This is a genomic window from Oerskovia rustica (genome assembly GCF_014836555.1).
GTDB lineage: Bacteria > Actinomycetota > Actinomycetes > Actinomycetales > Cellulomonadaceae > Oerskovia > Oerskovia rustica.
This window is the reverse complement of record NZ_JACSQQ010000010.1, coordinates 103,041-120,978: the sequence shown is the minus strand read 5'-3', so window position 1 is coordinate 120,978 and position 17,938 is coordinate 103,041. Positions and strand designations below refer to the sequence as shown.

Here is a 17,938-nt window from a genome sequence, read left to right as displayed (position 1 = left end):
ACCGCAACCCCGTCCTCGGCGGCACCGGTGCTGCTCGGGCGGTTCAGCCCACCGAGATCTCCGTCACGTAGAGCACGTTGCCGTCGAGGTCGCGCATCGAGAACATGGGCGGGACGCCGTCCCACCGCAGCAGCTCCTCGACGCGCACGCCCTGGTCGCCGAGCGTCGCGTGGTCGGCGGCGGCGTCCGAGGTCGCGAGGCGGATGCCCGTGTCGATCCCGGCCTCCTGCCCCTGGCCCTCCTGGACGAGCGCGACCGAGACCGCGGCGCCGGGCGGGGCGACCTCGATCCAGCGGAAGCCCTCCTGGAGGTCGCCGTCCATGCGGACCTCGAAGCCCAGGGTGTCGCGGTAGAACGCGAGCGCGGCGTCCTGGTCGCGCACCGGGACCGCGACCGTGTGCAGGCCGGTGAAGTGGGTCGTCGTCATGATTCCTCCTTCGCAGCGGGGCGTCCTCGGCGGAGGGCGTCGTGGGGAGGACCGCGGCGGGGGAGCGAAGTCATCGGTCGCCGGGCGCACGCGCGTCGTGCGGGGTCGCGGGACGCGCGCCGATGCGGGGAGTGTCGGTGCGCACGCCTAGGCTGGGAGGGCTATGACATCGCTCTTCGAGAACCTGCCGCTGCCCGGATTCGACCTCGCGTCCCTCGGGGACTCGTCGCGCCTGCCGACCACCGCGCCGCGGTGGGACGAGGCGCCCGACGGCGGAGGTTCCGCCCGGACGTCCGCTCGCCCAGGGCGCGGGGCGGCCGAGCGGGCCGCGGCGGGCCACGACGAGGAGGGGTACCGCGCCGGCGGGTTCTCGCACATCGACGCGGACTCGCTGCTCGACGGCATGAACCCGCAGCAGCGCGAGGCGGTGGTGCACGCGGGCAGCCCGTTGCTCATCGTCGCAGGTGCGGGCTCGGGCAAGACGCGGGTCCTGACGCACCGCATCGCGTACCTGCTCGCGACGGGCCGGGCCCGGCCGGGCGAGATCCTCGCGATCACGTTCACCAACAAGGCCGCCGCGGAGATGCGTGAGCGCGTCGAGGCGCTCATCGGTCCCGCGGCCCGGTCCATGTGGGTCTCGACGTTCCACTCGGCGTGCGTGCGGATCCTGCGCAAGGAGGCCTCGGCGCTCGGGCTCAAGTCGAGCTTCTCGATCTACGACGCGGCGGACTCCCAGCGTCTCATCACGCTCGTGAGCCGCGAGCTCAACCTCGACGTGAAGAAGTACCCGGCGCGGACGCTCGCGAACAAGATCTCGGACCTCAAGAACGAGCTGGTCGACCCCGAGCGCTACGCGCGCGAGAGCGGCGCGTCGGCGGCCGACGGCGCACCCGGTGCCGGTGGTCCGGCCAACGCGTTCGACCAGGTCCTCTCGGACGTCTACACGCGCTACCAGGCCCGCCTCGCGCAGGCCCACGCGCTCGACTTCGACGACATCATCATGACCACGGTCAACCTCCTGCAGGCCTTCCCGGCCGTCGCGGAGCACTACCGTCGCCGGTTCCGGCACGTGCTGGTCGACGAGTACCAGGACACCAACCACGCGCAGTACGTCCTGGTCCGCGAGCTCGCGGGGGCGAGCGCACCGGAGGTGCAGGGCGAGGACGGCACGTGGGCACCGGGCGTCATCCCGCCCGGCGAGCTGACGGTCGTCGGTGACGCCGACCAGTCGATCTACGCCTTCCGTGGCGCGACGATCCGCAACATCCTCGAGTTCGAGGCCGACTACCCGAACGCCCGCACCATCCTGCTCGAGCAGAACTACCGCTCGACGCAGAACATCCTCTCGGCCGCGAACGCGGTCATCTCGCGCAACATCGACCGCAAGCCCAAGCGCCTGTGGACGGACGCGGGGGCGGGCGTCAAGATCATCGGCTACGTCGCGGACAACGAGCACGAGGAGGCGCGCTTCATCGCCGAGGAGATCGACCGCCTCGGCGACTCGGACGGTGTGCGTCCGGGCGACGTCGCGATCTTCTACCGGACCAACGCGCAGTCCCGTGCCCTGGAGGAGGTGCTGATCCGCGTCGGCCTGCCCTACAAGGTCGTGGGCGGCACGCGCTTCTACGAGCGCCGTGAGATCAAGGACGCGATCGCCTACCTGCGGGCCGTCGCGAACCCCGACGACGACGTGAACCTGCGCCGCATCCTCAACGTGCCCAAGCGCGGGCTCGGAGACCGCGCCGAGGCCCTGGTCGCGGCGTTCGCCGAACGTGAGCGCATCTCGTTCGCGGCGTCCCTGGACCGGGCCGAGGAGATCCCGGGCATGACGACCCGGACCCTGAACCCGCTGCGCACGTTCCGCGAGCTGTTCCACGGGCTGCTCGACCTGTACGCGACGGGCGCGACGCCCGCGGAGATCCTCGGTGCCGTCCTCGACCGCTCGGGCTATCTCGCCGAGCTGCGGGCGAGCGACGACCCGCAGGACGGCTCACGCGTCGAGAACCTCGCCGAGCTGCACGCGGTCGCGAGCGAGTTCACCGAGCTCGAGCCCGAGGGCACGCTCACGGACTTCCTGGAGCGCGTCTCGCTCGTCGCGGACTCGGACCAGATCCCGTCGAGCGACGACGAGGGGCACGAGGGCAAGCCCGTCGTCGACCCCGGCGTCGTGACGCTCATGACGCTGCACACGGCCAAGGGCCTCGAGTTCCCGGTGGTGTTCCTCAGCGGCATGGAGGACGGCACGTTCCCGCACATGCGCTCGCTCCATGACGAGAGCGAGCTCGCCGAGGAGCGACGCCTCGCGTACGTCGGCATCACGCGCGCCCGGGAGCGGCTCTACATCTCGCGCTCCGCGGTGCGCTCGGCGTGGGGCATGGCGAACGAGTTCCCGCCCAGCCGGTTCCTCGACGAGATCCCCGAGGACCTGTGGGACTGGCGCCGCAAGGAGTCGTCCATGGCGACCCTGCGCGGTCCCGGCGGCTACACGGGCGGGTGGGGCTCGTCGTCGGGCGGCTCGCGCGGTGGGTCGGGCTCGGGTTCGGGCGGGTACGGCTCGGGTGGTTCGCGCAACGGCCAGGTCCGCACGCGCTCGGTCACGCCCAACCCGGACGGGCCCAAGTTCGGCTCGGCGACCCCGCGCAAGGAGGGGGACATCCCCTCGCTCGCGATCGGCGACAAGGTCACGCACGACGCCTACGGGCTCGGCACGGTCGTCGCGGTCGAGGGCGCGGGCACCAACGCGGTCGCCAAGATCGACTTCGGTGCGGACGGCACCAAGCGTCTCCTGCTGCGCTTCTCGCCCGTCACCAAGCTCTAGGCGACGGGTGCGGGGTCCGTGGCGGCCTGCGACCCCGCCTCGCTCGTCGGCCTCCGCGTGCTCTCACGTTCGACGACGTTCGGCGTGAGGACCACCGTGCGCGGGGGGCCGCCCGCCACCATCTCGGCGGCGAGGTCGACCGCCACCTTGCCCTGACGGTCGAAGGGCTGGTGCACCGTGGTGAGGTGGGGCCTGGACGAGGACGCCACAGGATGGTCGTCGAAACCGATGACCAGGACGTCCTCCGGCACACGCAGGCCGTGGTCGCGGAGTGCCTGCAGGACACCGACCGCGATCCGGTCGTTCCCGCACGCGACCGCGTCGAACGGAACGGCCGAGCGCACCAGCTCGACGCCCGCCCGGTACCCGGCCGGCGTGTCCCAACCCGCGTGGGCGACGGTCGGCAGGAGCCGGTCGCCCAGCGTCCGACGAAGGCCCTCGACACGGTCCGGGGTGGCGGGGTTGCCGGCGGGCCCCATGATGGCCGCGACGCCGGTCGCGCCGCGGGCCAGCAGGTGCTCGGCGGCCAGCGTCGCGCCCAGCACGTCGTCGGAGTAGACCGAGGCGAAGGCGGCCTTGTCCAGGTCGCCCAGCTGACCGCACAGCACCACCGGTACGTGGGCGTCCCGCAGGTCGTCGAGCATCCCGTCGTCGACGTACGGCGAGAGGTGGATGACAGCGTCGACCGCGCCGCGCTTGAACAGGCGCATCCCCTTCGCCCGCTCCTCGCTCGTCGCCATGGTGAAGAGGACGGGGACGACGGGCGTCGGGGTCAGCGCGTCGGTGATGCCCTTGAGCACGGCGGCGTAGGTCGGGTCGGTCAGCAGCTCGTCGAGCGGCTCGGTCAGGGCGACGGCATACGCCTCGGCGGTGCCCGTGGCGAGCTGACGCGCGCGGGCGGAAGCGATGAAGCCGGTCGACTCGATGGCCTCGCGCACTGCTCGTTCGCGCTCGGCCCCGACGTTCGGTGAGCCGTTCAGGACGCGGGAGACCGTCATGTGCGAGACCCCCGCGCGGGCGGCGACGTCCCGGATGGTGGCCTTCCTGGGGCGGGCGACCGCCATCGACACCTCCTCGATCACGGCCGCCGAGTCGTGGGACTCCGGACCTTCCTGGTTTCGGTGAGTCTACCGCCGAAGCAGCGGGACGAGTCGCTTGCGGACGAGGATTGTTACCGGTAACGTCGCGGCCAAGTTACCGGTAACACCACGAGTCGGCCCGACGTCGGACCGATGGGACGTGCCGGATGTGCCGGCAGGTGGCCGGCACGCTCTCGACGACGAGAACGAGGTGTCACGCATGACAACGCTCAGGTGGGAAGACCCCACCACCACGGGCTCCTGTCGGCTTCCGGGCCATGCCTACTTCTTCGGCTACGACTCCTCGGTGGCCGCGGCCACCGGGCATCGGGGGCTCTCCCAGGGGTTCACGTCCCTGTCGGGGCAGTGCCGCTTCCGCTACTACGACCATCCGGGGCGCGTGACGACCGCCGATCGCGCCGAACCGGCACGGACCGCGCAGGGCGAGGTCGTGCAGGGGTGGTCCGTCCTGTCGGTGCCCCACCTGTGGCAGATCGACGGGTTCGGGCGGCTCCAGTACACCGACGAGGGCTATCCGTTCCCCATCGACGTCCCGCACGTCCCGTCGGACAACCCGACGGGTGTCTACCAGTTCGACGTCGAGCTCGACCCTCAGCCTGCGGGTTCGCGGCGCATCCTGCGCCTCGACGGTGTCGAGGCCTACGTCGAGGTGCACGTCAACGGGACCGAGGTCGGGTGGTCCAAGGGGTCGCGCCTGTGTGCGGAGTTCGACATCACCGACGCCGCTCACGACGGACGTAACCTCGTGACGCTGACGGTGCTCCAGTTCGCCGACTCGACGTACATCGAGGACCAGGACATGTGGTGGGCGTCCGGCATCTTCCGCGACCTCTACGTCTACGTCCGCCCGGCGACGCACCTGCGCGACTACGTCGTCCGGACCGACCGGCTGCCCGACGGGACTGCGCACCTGACGGTCGGCCTCGATCTCGTGACCGAGCCCGGGACCGGGTCAGGGAGCATCGCCTGGGCGGTGCGGACCCTCGACGGCGGGCGTGTCCTCGCGTCGGGCGAGTCCGTGGCGCCAGGCGGTGACGTCGACGTGGACGCCCTTCTCGACGACGTCGCGTGGTGGAACCCCGAGCAGCCGGTGCTGCACCGTCTCGACCTCGACGTGCGCGACGACGAGGGCCGGACGACTCAGTACGTCAGCGTCCGGTTCGGGTTCCGCGACCTGACCATCCGCGACGGGCTGCTGCTGCTCAACGGTTCGTACTTCGCGATGCACGGTGTCAACCGGCACGACCACGACGACCGGTCCGGACGTGCCGTCGGGATCGACCGTGTGCGCCGTGACCTGGAGATGATGAAGCGGCACAACATCAACGCCGTCCGCACCGCGCACTACCCGAACGACCCCCGCTTCTACGGGCTGTGCGACGAGGTCGGCCTGCTGGTGGTCGCCGAGACGGACCTCGAGTCGCACGGCTTCGCCAACGTCGGGGACATCGGCAGGCTCACCGACGACCCCGTGTGGCGGGACGCGTACGTCGACCGCATCGAACGGCACGTGCTGGCCCAGCGCAACCATCCGAGCATCGTCCTGTGGTCGCTCGGCAACGAGTCCGGCGACGGGTGCAACATCACCGCGATGTACCAGCGGTGCAAGGAGCTCGACCCCACACGGCCCGTGCACTACGAGGAGGACCGGGACGGCCGGGACGTCGACGTCATCTCGACCATGTACTCACGGGTCTCCCAGATGAACGACTTCGGGGAGCACCCGCACCACAAGCCCCGCATCCTGTGCGAGTACGGGCACGCGATGGGCAACGGACCGGGCGGGCTCTCGGAGTACCAGCAGGTCTTCGACCGTTGGGACTCCATCCAGGGCCACTTCGTGTGGGAGTGGTGCGACCACGGTCTGCGGGACGTCACCGCGGACGGCGGCGTCCGGCACACCTACGGGGGAGACCACGGCGACTACCCCAACAACGGGAACTTCTGCATCGACGGTCTCGTGTTCCCCTGGCAGCAGCCCAGTCCGGGCCTGACCGAGTACGCGCAGGTCGTCTGCCCCGTGAAGGTGGAGGCCGCCGACGGCGGTCTGCTGATCCGCAACGGGTTCTACTTCAGCTCGCTCGAGGACATCGACCTCGTCGTCGAGGACCGGGTGGACGGCGTCGTGCGGCACTCGCTGACCGTCCCTGCGGGCCCGGTCGCGCCGCGCGAGAGTGCGGTCGTCGAGGTCCCCGCCGCGATCGACGGATACGGTCAGGAGGTGCTGCGGACGGTGTCCGTGCTGCGCCGGACCGCCACGGCGTGGTCCGAGCCGCACGCCCGCCTCGGCGTGTTCCAGCTCCCGGTGTCCGGGGACGGGCTGGGGGCGCTGTCCGCGCCCACCTCGCCCGGAGCGCCGGCGTCCCCGCTCCTGCGCCGTCGTCCGCTCACGGTGACCGAGGACGCGCACACGGTCGTGGTCCGCGCGGGCTCGTCCGCCTGGACCTTCGACACGTTCACGGGGCGGCTCGTGCGGTGGCAGGGGGCCGGCCGCGACCTCGTGGTGCGTGCACCCCGATTCCGGATGTGGAAGCCGCTCGTCGACAACCACCAGCAGGAGTACGAGGCGCTGTGGCACCCCCGGCACCTGCAGGTCATGCAGGAGTCGACCCGGGCGGTCCAGGTCGAACAGCGGGACGACCGCGTCGTCGTGGAGGTGCGCTCGACGCTCGCGCCACCGGCGCTCGACCTGGGCATGCGGGTGACCTATCGCTGGGAGCTGTTCGACGACGGTGCCGCCCGCCTCGCGCTGTCCGGCGAACCTTACGGCGACTACACGGACATCGTGCCCAGGATCGGTCTCGAGCTCGGACTTCCGTCGGACTGCGACCAGGTCGAGTTCTACGGGCGTGGCCCGGGTGAGAACTATCCGGACTCGCGCACGGCTCAGGTGGTCGGGCGGTACACGACGACCGTCGCGGAGATGTTCACGCCGTACGTCGTGCCGCAGGACTGTGCGAACCACGAGGACGTGCGTTGGGTCATGCACCGCGACCGACACGGTCGCGGGCTGCTGGTGGGGGCCGAGCGGTCTCCGCTGAGCTGGTCGTCGTGGCCCTACTCGGGTGAGCAGATCGACGCCGCGCGGCACGTGACCGACCTCGTCCCGGACCCGGACGCGATCACGGTCAACCTCGACCACGCCGTGCTCGGCCTCGGGTCCAACTCGTGGGGCTCGGAGGTCCTGGACGGATACCGCGTGCGGTTCGAGCCTTTCAGCTACTCCCTGCTCATGGCTCCGCTCAACGCGGGCGACGTCGACCCAGGGCTCGTCGCCCGCGGGCTCCGGGCCGCCCATCCCGCTCTCGGACCGGCGACTCCACGCGCCTCGACGACGGAGGCACTGTCATGACCCTCTTCTCCTCGAGGGAGGACCTCGCGACCGGTCGCTCCGGTGTCACCAAGTGGGTGCGGCTCCTCTCGGCGCTGGACAACGCGCGCGCCGTCCGGCCCGGTGTCGCGCACTCGGTCGGTGACTCGCTGACCTACTGGCGCGAGAGCGCCACCGCCCACGGTGACGGCGCGCTCGTGGCGCACCGGCGGTACCAGACGGTGCTCGCCGTGCTCGACGGCGAGGTCCGGGTCGAGCTCGTGCCCCGCACGGGCCTCGTCCCGGTCATGCCCTACAGCGACCTGTCGGACCGCGAGACGTTCGCACCGGTCCCCGGTGGCGGGGACGTCGTGACCGTGTCTCCCGGGCAGATCCTCGCGGTGCCGATCGATCACGCGTGGCGGCGCGAGCCGACCACGACCGCAGACCTCCTGGTCGTCCGCCTCACCGTCGAGGGCGCGACCTTCCACAACAAGTAGGCGACCGCCGCCTTCCCCTGTCTTCCTCTCGAGAAAGCACGAGCCATGAACGATCGCAAGAACATCGGTGGATTCATCCTGTTCACCATGGTCATCGCGGCAGTGTTCAACTTCCGCAACGTCATCAACAACTACGTCTCGATCGGCACGCTGGCGGCCCCGGCCTTCTTCGTCGCCACGATCGTGTACTTCATCCCGTTCACGCTGATCATCGCCGAGTTCGTCAGCCTCAACCGCAACTCGGAGTCCGGCGTCTACCAGTGGGTGCGCTCCTCGCTCGGCGGGCGCTGGGCGTTCTTCACCGCCTTCTGCTACTGGTTCGTGAACCTGTTCTACTTCATCTCCCTGCTGCCGCTGGTGCTCGTCTACGCGGTCTACATGATCCTGGGCCGAGGCGTCCAGGTGGAGTCCTGGGCGATCGCCGTCTTCTCGATCACCCTCTTCTTCCTCGCCACGTGGGTCTCCACGCGAGGGGCGAAGTGGATCGGCAAGGTCACCTCGTTCGGTGCGACCCTCATGCTGGGGATGGCGGTGGTCTTCATCGTGGGCGCCGTCGTCGCGCTGCTCGGGGGGATCACACCCGCGAACGACCTGTCCATCGCCGGGATGAAGCTCGACCCAGGATCCGGCCTGACGACCTGGGCGTTCCTCGGCACCCTGGCCTGGATCATCCAGGGAGTCGGTGGGGCCGAGTCCATCGGGGTCTACCTCAACGACCTGCGCGGCGGTGCCAAGGCGTTCGTCCGGACGATCGTGATCGCCGGTCTCACGATCGGTCTCGTCTACACGGTCGGGACCTGGCTCATGGCCGTGTTCGTCGACAAGAGCGAGGTCGGCTACGAGAACGGCGTCTTCGTGACGATGGCGGCTGCCGCGGAGCACTTCGGGATGTCCGGTGACGTCACGATCCGCATCGTCGGGGTCATCATGCTCGCCGCGACGCTGGGCGGACTGATGATCTGGACCTCGGCGCCCGTCAAGATCTTCTTCTCCGAGATCCCGCAGGGGATCTTCGGTCCCAAGGTCGTCGCCCTCAACGAGCAGGGGGTGCCCGTGCGGGGGGCGTGGATCCAGTTCGCGATCGTGGTCCCGCTTCTCGTCATCCCGACGCTGGGAGCAGGCTCGTCGATCGACGCGCTGCTCAAGATCGTGATCAACATGACGGCCGCGACCGCGCTGCTCCCTCCGGCGCTCATCCTGGTCGCCTACTGGAAGCTGCGGAAGTCCTACGACTCCGCCAGCCGCAGCTTCATGATGGGTCGTCGCGGCCTCGGGCTGGGCGTCGCCACGTTCCTCGTCCTGCTGTTCACGGTCTGCTTCGTGGCAGCGACGTTCCCCGAGGACCAGGCACTGTGGCTCACGCTCGTCTACAACGTCGGCGGTGTGGTGGTGTTCCTCGGAGCGGCCCTCGCCTGGTACGAGCGGTACATCCGGCGCCTGCGGGCCGAGGACCCCGAGGCCGCCCGTCGGGAGCTCATGCCGAGCGCGCACGAACAGTCCGAGCGCAACGCGCAGGAGGACGCCGCCCTCCTCGCCGCCGGGACCGACGAGGCGTAGGTCCTCCGGGCCTGCTCGACGGCACCCGCCCGCCCTGGGCGAGCGGCGCCGTCGGGCAGGTCAGGGCCCCTTTCCCGGCCGCGCCCCGGCGCCTACCGGGCGTGCCGTGGCGGGCGCCCGACCGCCTGCGGGCGCGCCGGGGGTGTGGCCAACGAGACAGCGCCGGGCCCGGGTGACGGGCCGCCCCGGGTAGGTCACGGCGTGTCGCCGGGCTACCCTGTGACGGGATGTCTCGATGTCGAGACATCGGTAGGCCGGTCAGGCAGTCAGATGGAAGGACGACACAGGGTGGACCTGTTCGAATACCAGGCGCGCGACATCTTCGAGAAGCACGGGGTTCCCGTGCTGGGCGGCGTGGTCGCCACGACCCCCGAAGAGGCTCACGAGGGCGCTGAGAAGCTCGGTGGCGGGACCGTGGTCGTCAAGGCCCAGGTCAAGACCGGAGGACGTGGCAAGGCGGGCGGCGTCAAGCTCGCCCACTCGCCCGAGGAGGCCGCCGAGAAGGCGTCCGAGATCCTCGGCATGGACATCAAGGGCCACACGGTCCACCGCGTCATGATCGCGGCCGGCGCGAAGATCGCCGAGGAGTTCTACTTCTCGGTGCTCCTCGACCGGGCCAACCGCTCGTACCTCGCCATGGCGAGCGTCGAGGGCGGCATGGAGATCGAGGTCCTCGCGGTCGAGCGCCCCGAGGCTCTCGCGAAGGTCGCCGTGGACCCGACCGTCGGCATCGACCAGGCGAAGGCCGACGAGATCGTCGCCGCCGCCGGGTTCGCCGACGACATCAAGGCGCAGGTCGCCGACGTCATCCAGAAGCTGTGGACCGTCTACAAGGAGGAGGACGCGACCCTGGTCGAGGTCAACCCCCTGGTCCGCACCGAGGACGGCTCGATCGTCGCGCTCGACGGCAAGGTGACCCTCGACGAGAACGCCGGCTTCCGCCACGCGGACCACGAGGCGCTCGAGGACAAGGACGCGGCCGACCCTCTCGAGGCCAAGGCCAAGGAGAACGACCTCAACTACGTTAAGCTCGACGGCCAGGTCGGCATCATCGGCAACGGCGCGGGCCTCGTCATGAGCACGCTCGACGTCGTCGCGTACGCGGGTGAGCAGCACGGCGGCGTCAAGCCCGCCAACTTCCTCGACATCGGCGGCGGCGCGTCCGCAGCCGTCATGGCCGCGGGCCTGGACGTCATCCTCAACGACGAGCAGGTCAAGAGCGTGTTCGTGAACGTCTTCGGCGGCATCACGGCGTGCGACGAGGTCGCCAACGGCATCGTCCAGGCGCTCGCGATCCTCGGCGACGAGGCGAACAAGCCGCTCGTCGTCCGTCTCGACGGCAACAACGTCGAGGAGGGGCGCGCGATCCTCGCCCAGGCGAACCACCCGCTCGTCACCCTGGCCGAGACGATGGACGGCGGCGCCGACAAGGCTGCCGAGCTGGCCAACGCCGCTTCCTGACCCGAGACCGAGAGAGAAAACAGACAGACATGGCAATCTTCATCAACGAGGACTCCAAGGTCATCGTCCAGGGCATGACGGGTTCGGAGGGCCAGAAGCACACGACGCGCATGCTGGCCTCCGGCACCAACATCGTGGGCGGCGTGAACCCGCGCAAGGCCGGCACCTCGGTCGCCTTCCCGAAGGGCGGGGGCGACGAGGGCACTGTCGACGTCCCCGTCTTCGGGTCCGTCGCCGAGGCGATCGCCGCCACGGGCGCCGACGTCTCCGTGATCTTCGTGCCCCCGGCGTTCACGAGGTCCGCGGTCGTCGAGTCCATCGAGGCCGGCATGCCGCTGACCGTCATCATCACCGAGGGCGTCCCCGTCGCGGACTCCGCGGAGTTCTTCACCCTGGCCGAGGCCAAGGGCGTCCGCCTCATCGGCCCCAACTGCCCGGGCATCATCAGCCCCGGGAAGTCGAACGTCGGGATCATCCCGGCCGACATCACCGGCCCCGGCAAGATCGGGCTCGTCTCGAAGTCCGGCACGCTGACCTACCAGATGATGTACGAGCTGCGTGACTTCGGGTTCTCGACCGCGATCGGCATCGGCGGCGACCCGATCATCGGCACCACGCACATCGACGCCCTCGCGGCGTTCGAGGCCGACCCCGACACCGAGGCGATCGTCATGATCGGCGAGATCGGTGGCGACGCCGAGGAGCGTGCAGCGGCGTACATCCAGGCGCACGTGACCAAGCCGGTCGTCGGCTACGTCGCGGGCTTCACGGCTCCCGAGGGCAAGACCATGGGCCACGCCGGCGCCATCGTGTCCGGCTCCTCGGGCACCGCGCAGGCCAAGAAGGAGGCCCTCGAGGCCGCGGGCGTCAAGGTCGGCAGGACGCCGTCCGAGACCGCCGCTCTCATGCGCGAGATCCTCTCCTGATCACGCTCCGCTGAGCACCCGCTCGGCACGCCCGACGGCGCCCGGCCACCCATCCGCCCGGCGCCGTCGGCGTACCCTGTTCTTGCCGGGCACGCGCCGGGCCAGGTGCGCCGATCGCGGGCGCGCCGCCCGACCTGCACCGCCAGGGCCGACCGATCGACGACGATGGAGACCATGACCACGCCCACCCAGTCCGTCGCCGGGCGACGGGCACCCCGCACGGTCGAGGAGCCCGCCCGCGGTCCTCGCCGTCCCCTCGAAGCCCCTCGGCGCTGGATCTCCGGCGTGGTCGCCGCGCTCCAGGCGCTCGCCCTCTCGCTGGCCGTGGTGATCCTGCCGGCCGTCGCGGCGTTCCTCGCGTCCTCCGCGGGGCCGGGCGACGGCGACGCCGGGGGCTGGGGGCAGTCGGTGTCGGTCGCCGCCGGGTTCTGGCTCCTGGCGCACGGGGTCCCGCTCGCGGCCGCAGGCACCTCGATCACGGTGGTGCCGCTCGGGCTCACGTTCCTCGTCGCCTTCACGTGCTTCGCGTCTGCCCGCCGCTCCGCGCACACCGCGACGTCGGCGTGGGCCGTCGGGGTCGGGGTCTACGCCGTCGCCACGCTCGTGATCGCTCTGCTCGCGGGATCTGCACCGGGGTGGGACGTCCTGTTCGCGCTGCTGGGTGGTGCGGTCGTCGCGGGGATCGGCCTCGGTGCCGGGATCCTGTCGCGTCCCGACGCCCCGAGGATCGCCGACCTGACCGCGCTCCTCGACCCGTACGTCCCGCCCGTCGTGCGGCTCGGTGCCCGCGCGGGCCTGCTGGGCCTGGCCCTGCTGATCGGGACGTCGAGCATCGTCGTCGGCGCCTGGGTCGTCGCCGGTCGGGCGACGTCGGGGGACATCGTCGTCGGTCTCGCGCCGGGCCTGCTCGGGGGACTGATCCTGGCCGTCTCGCAGCTCGCGGTCGTCCCGAACCTGGTGCTCTGGGTGAGCTCCTGGATCGCCGGCCCCGGCTTCGTCGTGGGCGAGGGGAGCAGCTTCACGACGAGCGCCTCCGAGCCCGGCGCGCTGCCCGCCGTCCCGATCCTCGGGGCCCTGCCAGGACCCGAGTGGACGACGGTCCTCGCCTCGTTCGCCCCGGTGCTCGTCGTCGTCATGGGCATCGTGGCAGGGGTGTTCGTGTGGCGCCGGTGCGGGCGGCACGACGCCCGCTGGACGGACCTCGGTCTCGCGCTCGTGGGCGTCGCCCTGACCGCGGGACTGCTCGTGGTGGTGCTGCAGGTCCTGGCGGGTGGCGCCGTCGGTCCCGGGCGCATGGCCCAGGTGGGCGCGCCACCGCTGCTCGCCGGGGGTGTCGTCGCCGCGGAGATCGCAGGAGGCGCGGCGCTCGCCCTGGCGTGGGGCAAGGCCGCCGTCACCGAACGGGTGCGGCACCGTCACGACGACACCGCGCCCGACGACGCAGCCGCGCCCGACGGCACCGCGCCCGTCGGCTGACCTCGCCAGGGGCGGAGACCGGTCCCGGGCGCGGGCCGGGCCTAGCGCCCCAGCCGGTCCTTGGTCCACTCCTCGCGCGCCTGCTCGTACTGCACGGCGCACTCCTGCTGCGCGGCGACCGTGATGGCGCCGTCGAGGCACTGCTGGTTGTCGAGCTCGACGTCCCACATCGCGAGGCCGCCGAGCATCGACAGCGACATGGTCGCGGTCAGGCCCAGGCCGACGGCCACCGCGGGCAGCAGCGCGCCGCCCAGGCGGGCGCGCCACACCGCACGCATCGCGCGGACCCCGAACACGATGGTCACGGCCGCGAAGAAGAGGCTCGAGACCCGCCACGGGAACGCGAGCGAGCTCGTGACGAGCGTGACGAGCATGAGCAGCCCGAAGTGCAGCACCTGTCGCGTGGTCGCGCGCAGCGTGTCGGGGTCGACGGGCACGGGAGGCTCGCCCGGCGCGGGAGGACCGCCGCCGGGGCGGCCTGGGCGGACCTGACCGGGCGGGACGTCGTGGGCGGGGGGAGCAGGAGGCCCCTGCACCGGGGGAGGGGTGGGCTTCCGCGCCTCGTCGGTCGGCTTCTGGGCGCCGGGACGTGGGGGCGCGTACGGGTTGCCCATGGGCAGCTCCTCGGTGCTTCGCGGGTGGCGACGGGCGGACCGGCGGGAGCTCTCCGCCCGGGGGCGGGGGAGCAGACCGGCACCTGTCCGGCGCGGACTAGGGTGGTACCTGGCTTTTCTCCCCCATTCTCCACCACTGCCGACGCCTCCGAGGAGCACCGTGCGCACACCTTCCGGTCAGCCCATCGACACGACGAGCGCGGCGCGGGTCGTCGTCCTGGTCTCGGGGGCGGGCAGCAACCTCGCGGCGCTGCTCGCGGCGCACGAGGACCCCGCCTACGGGGCGCGGGTCGTGGGTGTCGTCACGGACAAGCCGGGCGCGGGCGCGCTCGACCTGGCGCGCGAGGCGGGGGTCGCGTCGGTCGTCGTCGCACCGGGCGACTTCGCGGACCGCGATGCGTGGAACGACGGCGTCGCGGAGGCCGTGGCCGTCTTCTCGCCCGACCTCGTGGTCCTCGCGGGCTTCATGCGCATCCTGAGCCCCACGTTCGTGGACCGGTTCGCGGGCCGGACGATCAACACGCACCCGGCGCTGCTGCCGTCCTTCCCGGGCGCGCACGGGGTCCGCGACGCGCTCGCGTACGGCGTCAAGGTCACGGGGTGCACGGTCCACGTGGTCGACAACGGCGTGGACACCGGGCCGATCATCGCCCAGGCGACGGTGGTCGTCGAGGACTCCGACGACGAGCAGGCGTTGCACGAGCGCATCAAGGTCGCCGAGCGGGCGCTGCTGGTCGAGACGGTCGGCCGTGCGGCGCGCGAGGGGCTGCGGGTCGAGGGCCGCCGGGCGCTGCTGGGCTGACGTGCCGTCTCGCGGCAGACCGGCTGCCCCGACCCCTTGACCGAGCGCATACTCAATGAGTATGTTGATCAACATAACTGTTGATCACGACGAGCAGGCCGACATGACCCTCCTGGACGACCCGCACGACGAGTCAGGCACCGACGACCTCGACCGCGCGTTCCTCGCGCTGGCCGACCCGGTCCGCCGGAGCATCGTCGCCACGCTGTCCAGGGGGCCGGCCACGGTCAACGAGCTCGCCGCACCCTTCCCCATCACGAAGCAGGCCGTCTCCCGGCACATCCAGGTCCTCGAGACCGCGGGCCTCATCACCCGTAGCCGGGACGGCCAACGACGACCCTGCCACCTCGACCCCGCCGCGCTCGAACGGCTCACGGCGTGGATCGACGAGTACCGGCTCACCGCGGAGCGGCAGTACCGCCGGCTCGACGCCCTCCTCGGGCGGCTCCAGGCACCGTCGTCGGACCCATCGAAGGAGCAGTCATGAGCCACACGCACCCCACGACCGTCACGCCCCCTCCGGGGACGCCCTTCATCGAGGTCGTGCGCGACGTCGACGCCCCGCGGCCCCTCGTGTTCCGGGCCTTCACCGACCCCACGCTCGTCACGCAGTGGCTCGGTCCCCGTCGCTACGAGATGGTCCTCGACCACTGGGACGCCCGCACGGGCGGCTCGTGGGCCTACGCGCACCGCGCGGGCGAGGAGGAGTACGGGTTCTTCGGCACGTTCCACTCGGTCGTGCCGGACACCCGGGCCGTCCAGACCTTCGAGTTCGCAGGTGCCCCCGGGCACGTGAGCCTCGACGAGGTCACGTTCGAGGACCTGCCGGGCGGCGGGACCAGGATCGTCACGCGCTCGGTCCACCAGTCGGTCGAGTCCCGCGACGCCATGGTCGGCTCGGGCATGGCCGACGGCATGAGCGAGGGCTACGACCGCCTCGACGAGCTGCTGGCCTCGGACGTCGTCGCCTGACGACGGCCCGCCGTCGGGCTGCTGCGCCCCGGACCGCCCACCCCGGGGCGCGGTAGGATCGGAGGCGGCCGCGACTGGCGAGGGTGGGAACGACCACCGGGGAGCGTCCGAACGACCTGTTGGTGCGTCGTCCGCCTGGGCGCCTGGGTGACCGGTATCTTCCCGCGACCCGCTGACGACCCACAGGAGCCCCTCGATGTCCGCAACCTCGCCCGCCGCCCCCGCCACCGGCGCTGTCCAGATCGCCGACGACGCCCAGCGCCCCGTGCGCCGCGCACTGCTGAGCGTCTACGACAAGACCGGCCTCGTCGAGCTCGCCACGGCCCTGCACGCCACGGGCGTCGAGCTCGTCTCGACCGGCTCGACCGCGTCCACGATCGCCGCAGCCGGTGTCCCCGTGACCAAGGTCGAGGACCTCACGGGCTTCCCCGAGTGCCTCGAGGGTCGCGTCAAGACGCTGCACCCGCGCGTGCACGCCGGGATCCTCGCGGACACGCGCAAGCAGGACCACCTCGACCAGCTCGCTCAGCTCGGCGTGCAGCCGTTCGAGCTCGTGGTCGTCAACCTGTACCCGTTCGCGGACACGGTTGCGTCAGGCGCCGGACCGGACGCGGTGATCGAGCAGATCGACATCGGCGGCCCCTCGATGGTCCGTGCCGCGGCGAAGAACCACCCGAGCGTGGCCGTCGTCGTCGACCCGGTCGCGTACGGCGACGTGGTCGCCGCCGTCCAGGCCGGTGGCTTCACCTACGCCCAGCGCAAGGCGCTCGCGGCGCAGGCGTTCGTGCACACCGCGACCTACGACGTCGCGGTCGCGTCCTGGATGAGCAGCGTCGTCGCGCCCACGGACGCCGCGGAGGTCGACGGCGAGACCGTCCACACCGGCTTCCCCGCGTGGGTCGGCGCCACCTGGGACCGGTCCGACGTGCTGCGCTACGGCGAGAACCCGCACCAGCGCGCCGCGCTCTACACCAACGGCCACGGCGCGACGGGCCTCGCGCAGGCGACCCAGCTCCACGGCAAGGCCATGAGCTACAACAACTACGTCGACGCCGACGCCGCGTGGCGTGCCGCGCACGACCACGGTGACGCCCCGACGGTCGCGATCATCAAGCACGCCAACCCGTGCGGCGTCGCGGTCGGCGCCGACGTGGCCGACGCGCACGCCAAGGCCCACGCGACCGACCCGGTGTCCGCGTACGGCGGGGTCATCGCGACCAACGCGGTGGTCAGCGCGGCCGCCGCCGAGCAGATCGCGGGCGTGTTCACCGAGGTCGTCGTGGCCCCGGGCTACGAGCCCGAGGCGCTCGAGATCCTCTCGCGCAAGAAGAACGTCCGCCTGCTCCAGGTCGACGGCGCCCCGAGCGCGGGCGTCGAGATCCGGCCCATCTCGGGTGGTCTGCTCATGCAGCAGGTCGACCGCATCGACGCCGCGTCCGAGACCGGCGGCGACAGCCCCGAGTCCTGGACCCTCGCGACGGGCGAGGCCGCGGACGCCGAGACGCTCGCGGACCTCGAGTTCGCCTGGCGGGCCGTGCGCGCCGCGAAGTCGAACGCGATCCTGCTCGCCAAGGGCGGGGCCGCGGTCGGCATCGGCATGGGCCAGGTCAACCGCGTCGACTCGTGCCGTCTGTCGGTCGAGCGCGCCAACACCCTCGGCGCCGAGGGCGAGGAGCGCGCACGCGGCTCGGTCGCCGCGTCCGACGCGTTCTTCCCCTTCGCGGACGGCCTGCAGGTCCTGCTCGACGCGGGCGTCAAGGCCGTCGTGCAGCCCGGTGGGTCGGTCCGTGACGACGAGGTCGTCGCGGCCGCGCAGGCCGCCGGTGTCACGCTGTACCTGACGGGTACGCGCCACTTCGCGCACTGACCCGTCCGCAGGGCCGGCACGTCCCCAGGGTCCGCGGGTCGGCGCCTGGCCGGGGCCGAGCATGCGGTTGCCGCCGGTCGACCATGCGGTGGGGGGGGGGGGGGGGGG

General features: G+C 71.6%; 14 protein-coding genes and 1 riboswitch. Of the genes, 11 read left to right on the top strand and 3 right to left on the bottom strand.

Annotated elements, in window-relative coordinates; all coding sequences use genetic code 11:
- Positions 1-43 precede the first annotated feature (43 nt).
- On the bottom strand, positions 44-427 hold the full coding sequence (locus H9652_RS07955; protein WP_138825400.1) for a VOC family protein: 384 nt from the start codon (positions 425-427) through the stop codon (positions 44-46).
- Positions 428-590: 163 nt separating this feature from the next.
- On the opposite strand from H9652_RS07955, the gene pcrA reads away from it, so the two are divergent.
- Positions 591-3,245 (top strand): DNA helicase PcrA, encoded by a 2,655-nt coding sequence (gene pcrA / locus H9652_RS07950; RefSeq protein ID WP_191795775.1) that lies wholly within the window; start codon positions 591-593, stop codon positions 3,243-3,245.
- Here pcrA and H9652_RS07945 read toward each other — a convergent pair.
- Positions 3,242-4,309, bottom strand: a complete 1,068-nt coding sequence (locus tag H9652_RS07945; protein WP_191795774.1) for a LacI family DNA-binding transcriptional regulator — start codon at positions 4,307-4,309, stop codon at positions 3,242-3,244. The genes pcrA and H9652_RS07945 overlap by 4 nt on opposite strands.
- Before the next feature lie 235 nt (positions 4,310-4,544).
- Between H9652_RS07945 and H9652_RS07940 the strand changes: the two genes are divergently transcribed.
- The 6 genes from H9652_RS07940 (at position 4,545) to H9652_RS07915 (ending at position 13,575) form a co-directional block, all read left to right on the top strand.
- Positions 4,545-7,697, top strand: coding sequence for a glycoside hydrolase family 2 TIM barrel-domain containing protein (locus H9652_RS07940; RefSeq protein WP_191795773.1), 3,153 nt, complete (start codon positions 4,545-4,547; stop codon positions 7,695-7,697).
- Positions 7,694-8,155, top strand: coding sequence for a hypothetical protein (locus H9652_RS07935; protein WP_191795772.1), 462 nt, complete (start codon positions 7,694-7,696; stop codon positions 8,153-8,155). The genes H9652_RS07940 and H9652_RS07935 overlap by 4 nt, the downstream gene beginning before the upstream one ends.
- A 45-nt stretch (positions 8,156-8,200) precedes the next feature.
- Positions 8,201-9,712 (top strand): amino acid permease, encoded by a 1,512-nt coding sequence (locus H9652_RS07930; RefSeq protein ID WP_191795771.1) that lies wholly within the window; start codon positions 8,201-8,203, stop codon positions 9,710-9,712.
- Between the two features lie 288 nt (positions 9,713-10,000).
- Positions 10,001-11,173: an ADP-forming succinate--CoA ligase subunit beta gene (gene sucC / locus H9652_RS07925; protein ID WP_191795770.1), complete on the top strand. Its 1,173-nt coding sequence runs from the start codon at positions 10,001-10,003 to the stop codon at positions 11,171-11,173.
- Between the two features lie 29 nt (positions 11,174-11,202).
- The gene (sucD, locus tag H9652_RS07920; protein WP_191795769.1) at positions 11,203-12,099 is read left to right on the top strand and encodes a succinate--CoA ligase subunit alpha; all 897 of its coding nucleotides are present in this window, start codon (positions 11,203-11,205) and stop codon (positions 12,097-12,099) included.
- A gap of 174 nt (positions 12,100-12,273) precedes the next feature.
- Positions 12,274-13,575: a cell division protein PerM gene (locus tag H9652_RS07915; protein ID WP_191795768.1), complete on the top strand. Its 1,302-nt coding sequence runs from the start codon at positions 12,274-12,276 to the stop codon at positions 13,573-13,575.
- Between the two features lie 41 nt (positions 13,576-13,616).
- Here the strand turns inward: H9652_RS07915 and H9652_RS07910 are convergent, their stop codons facing one another.
- Entirely contained in the window at positions 13,617-14,189 is a 573-nt protein-coding gene (locus tag H9652_RS07910; protein ID WP_191795767.1) for a hypothetical protein, read from the bottom strand.
- 160 nt (positions 14,190-14,349) lie between these two features.
- Between H9652_RS07910 and purN the strand changes: the two genes are divergently transcribed.
- The 4 genes from purN (at position 14,350) to purH (ending at position 17,830) form a co-directional block, all read left to right on the top strand.
- A complete protein-coding gene (purN, locus tag H9652_RS07905) occupies positions 14,350-14,991 on the top strand; it encodes a phosphoribosylglycinamide formyltransferase (protein WP_191795766.1) in 642 nt (213 codons plus the stop codon).
- A 103-nt stretch (positions 14,992-15,094) separates the two neighbouring features.
- On the top strand, positions 15,095-15,478 hold the full coding sequence (locus H9652_RS07900; protein ID WP_191795795.1) for an ArsR/SmtB family transcription factor: 384 nt from the start codon (positions 15,095-15,097) through the stop codon (positions 15,476-15,478).
- Positions 15,475-15,963: an SRPBCC family protein gene (locus H9652_RS07895; protein ID WP_191795765.1), complete on the top strand. Its 489-nt coding sequence runs from the start codon at positions 15,475-15,477 to the stop codon at positions 15,961-15,963. The genes H9652_RS07900 and H9652_RS07895 overlap by 4 nt, the downstream gene beginning before the upstream one ends.
- 60 nt (positions 15,964-16,023) lie before the next feature.
- Positions 16,024-16,111, top strand: a riboswitch (ZMP/ZTP riboswitch).
- Positions 16,112-16,159: 48 nt separating this feature from the next.
- A complete protein-coding gene (purH, locus tag H9652_RS07890) occupies positions 16,160-17,830 on the top strand; it encodes a bifunctional phosphoribosylaminoimidazolecarboxamide formyltransferase/IMP cyclohydrolase (RefSeq protein ID WP_191795764.1) in 1,671 nt (556 codons plus the stop codon).
- The last annotated feature ends 108 nt before the right edge of the window (positions 17,831-17,938 follow it).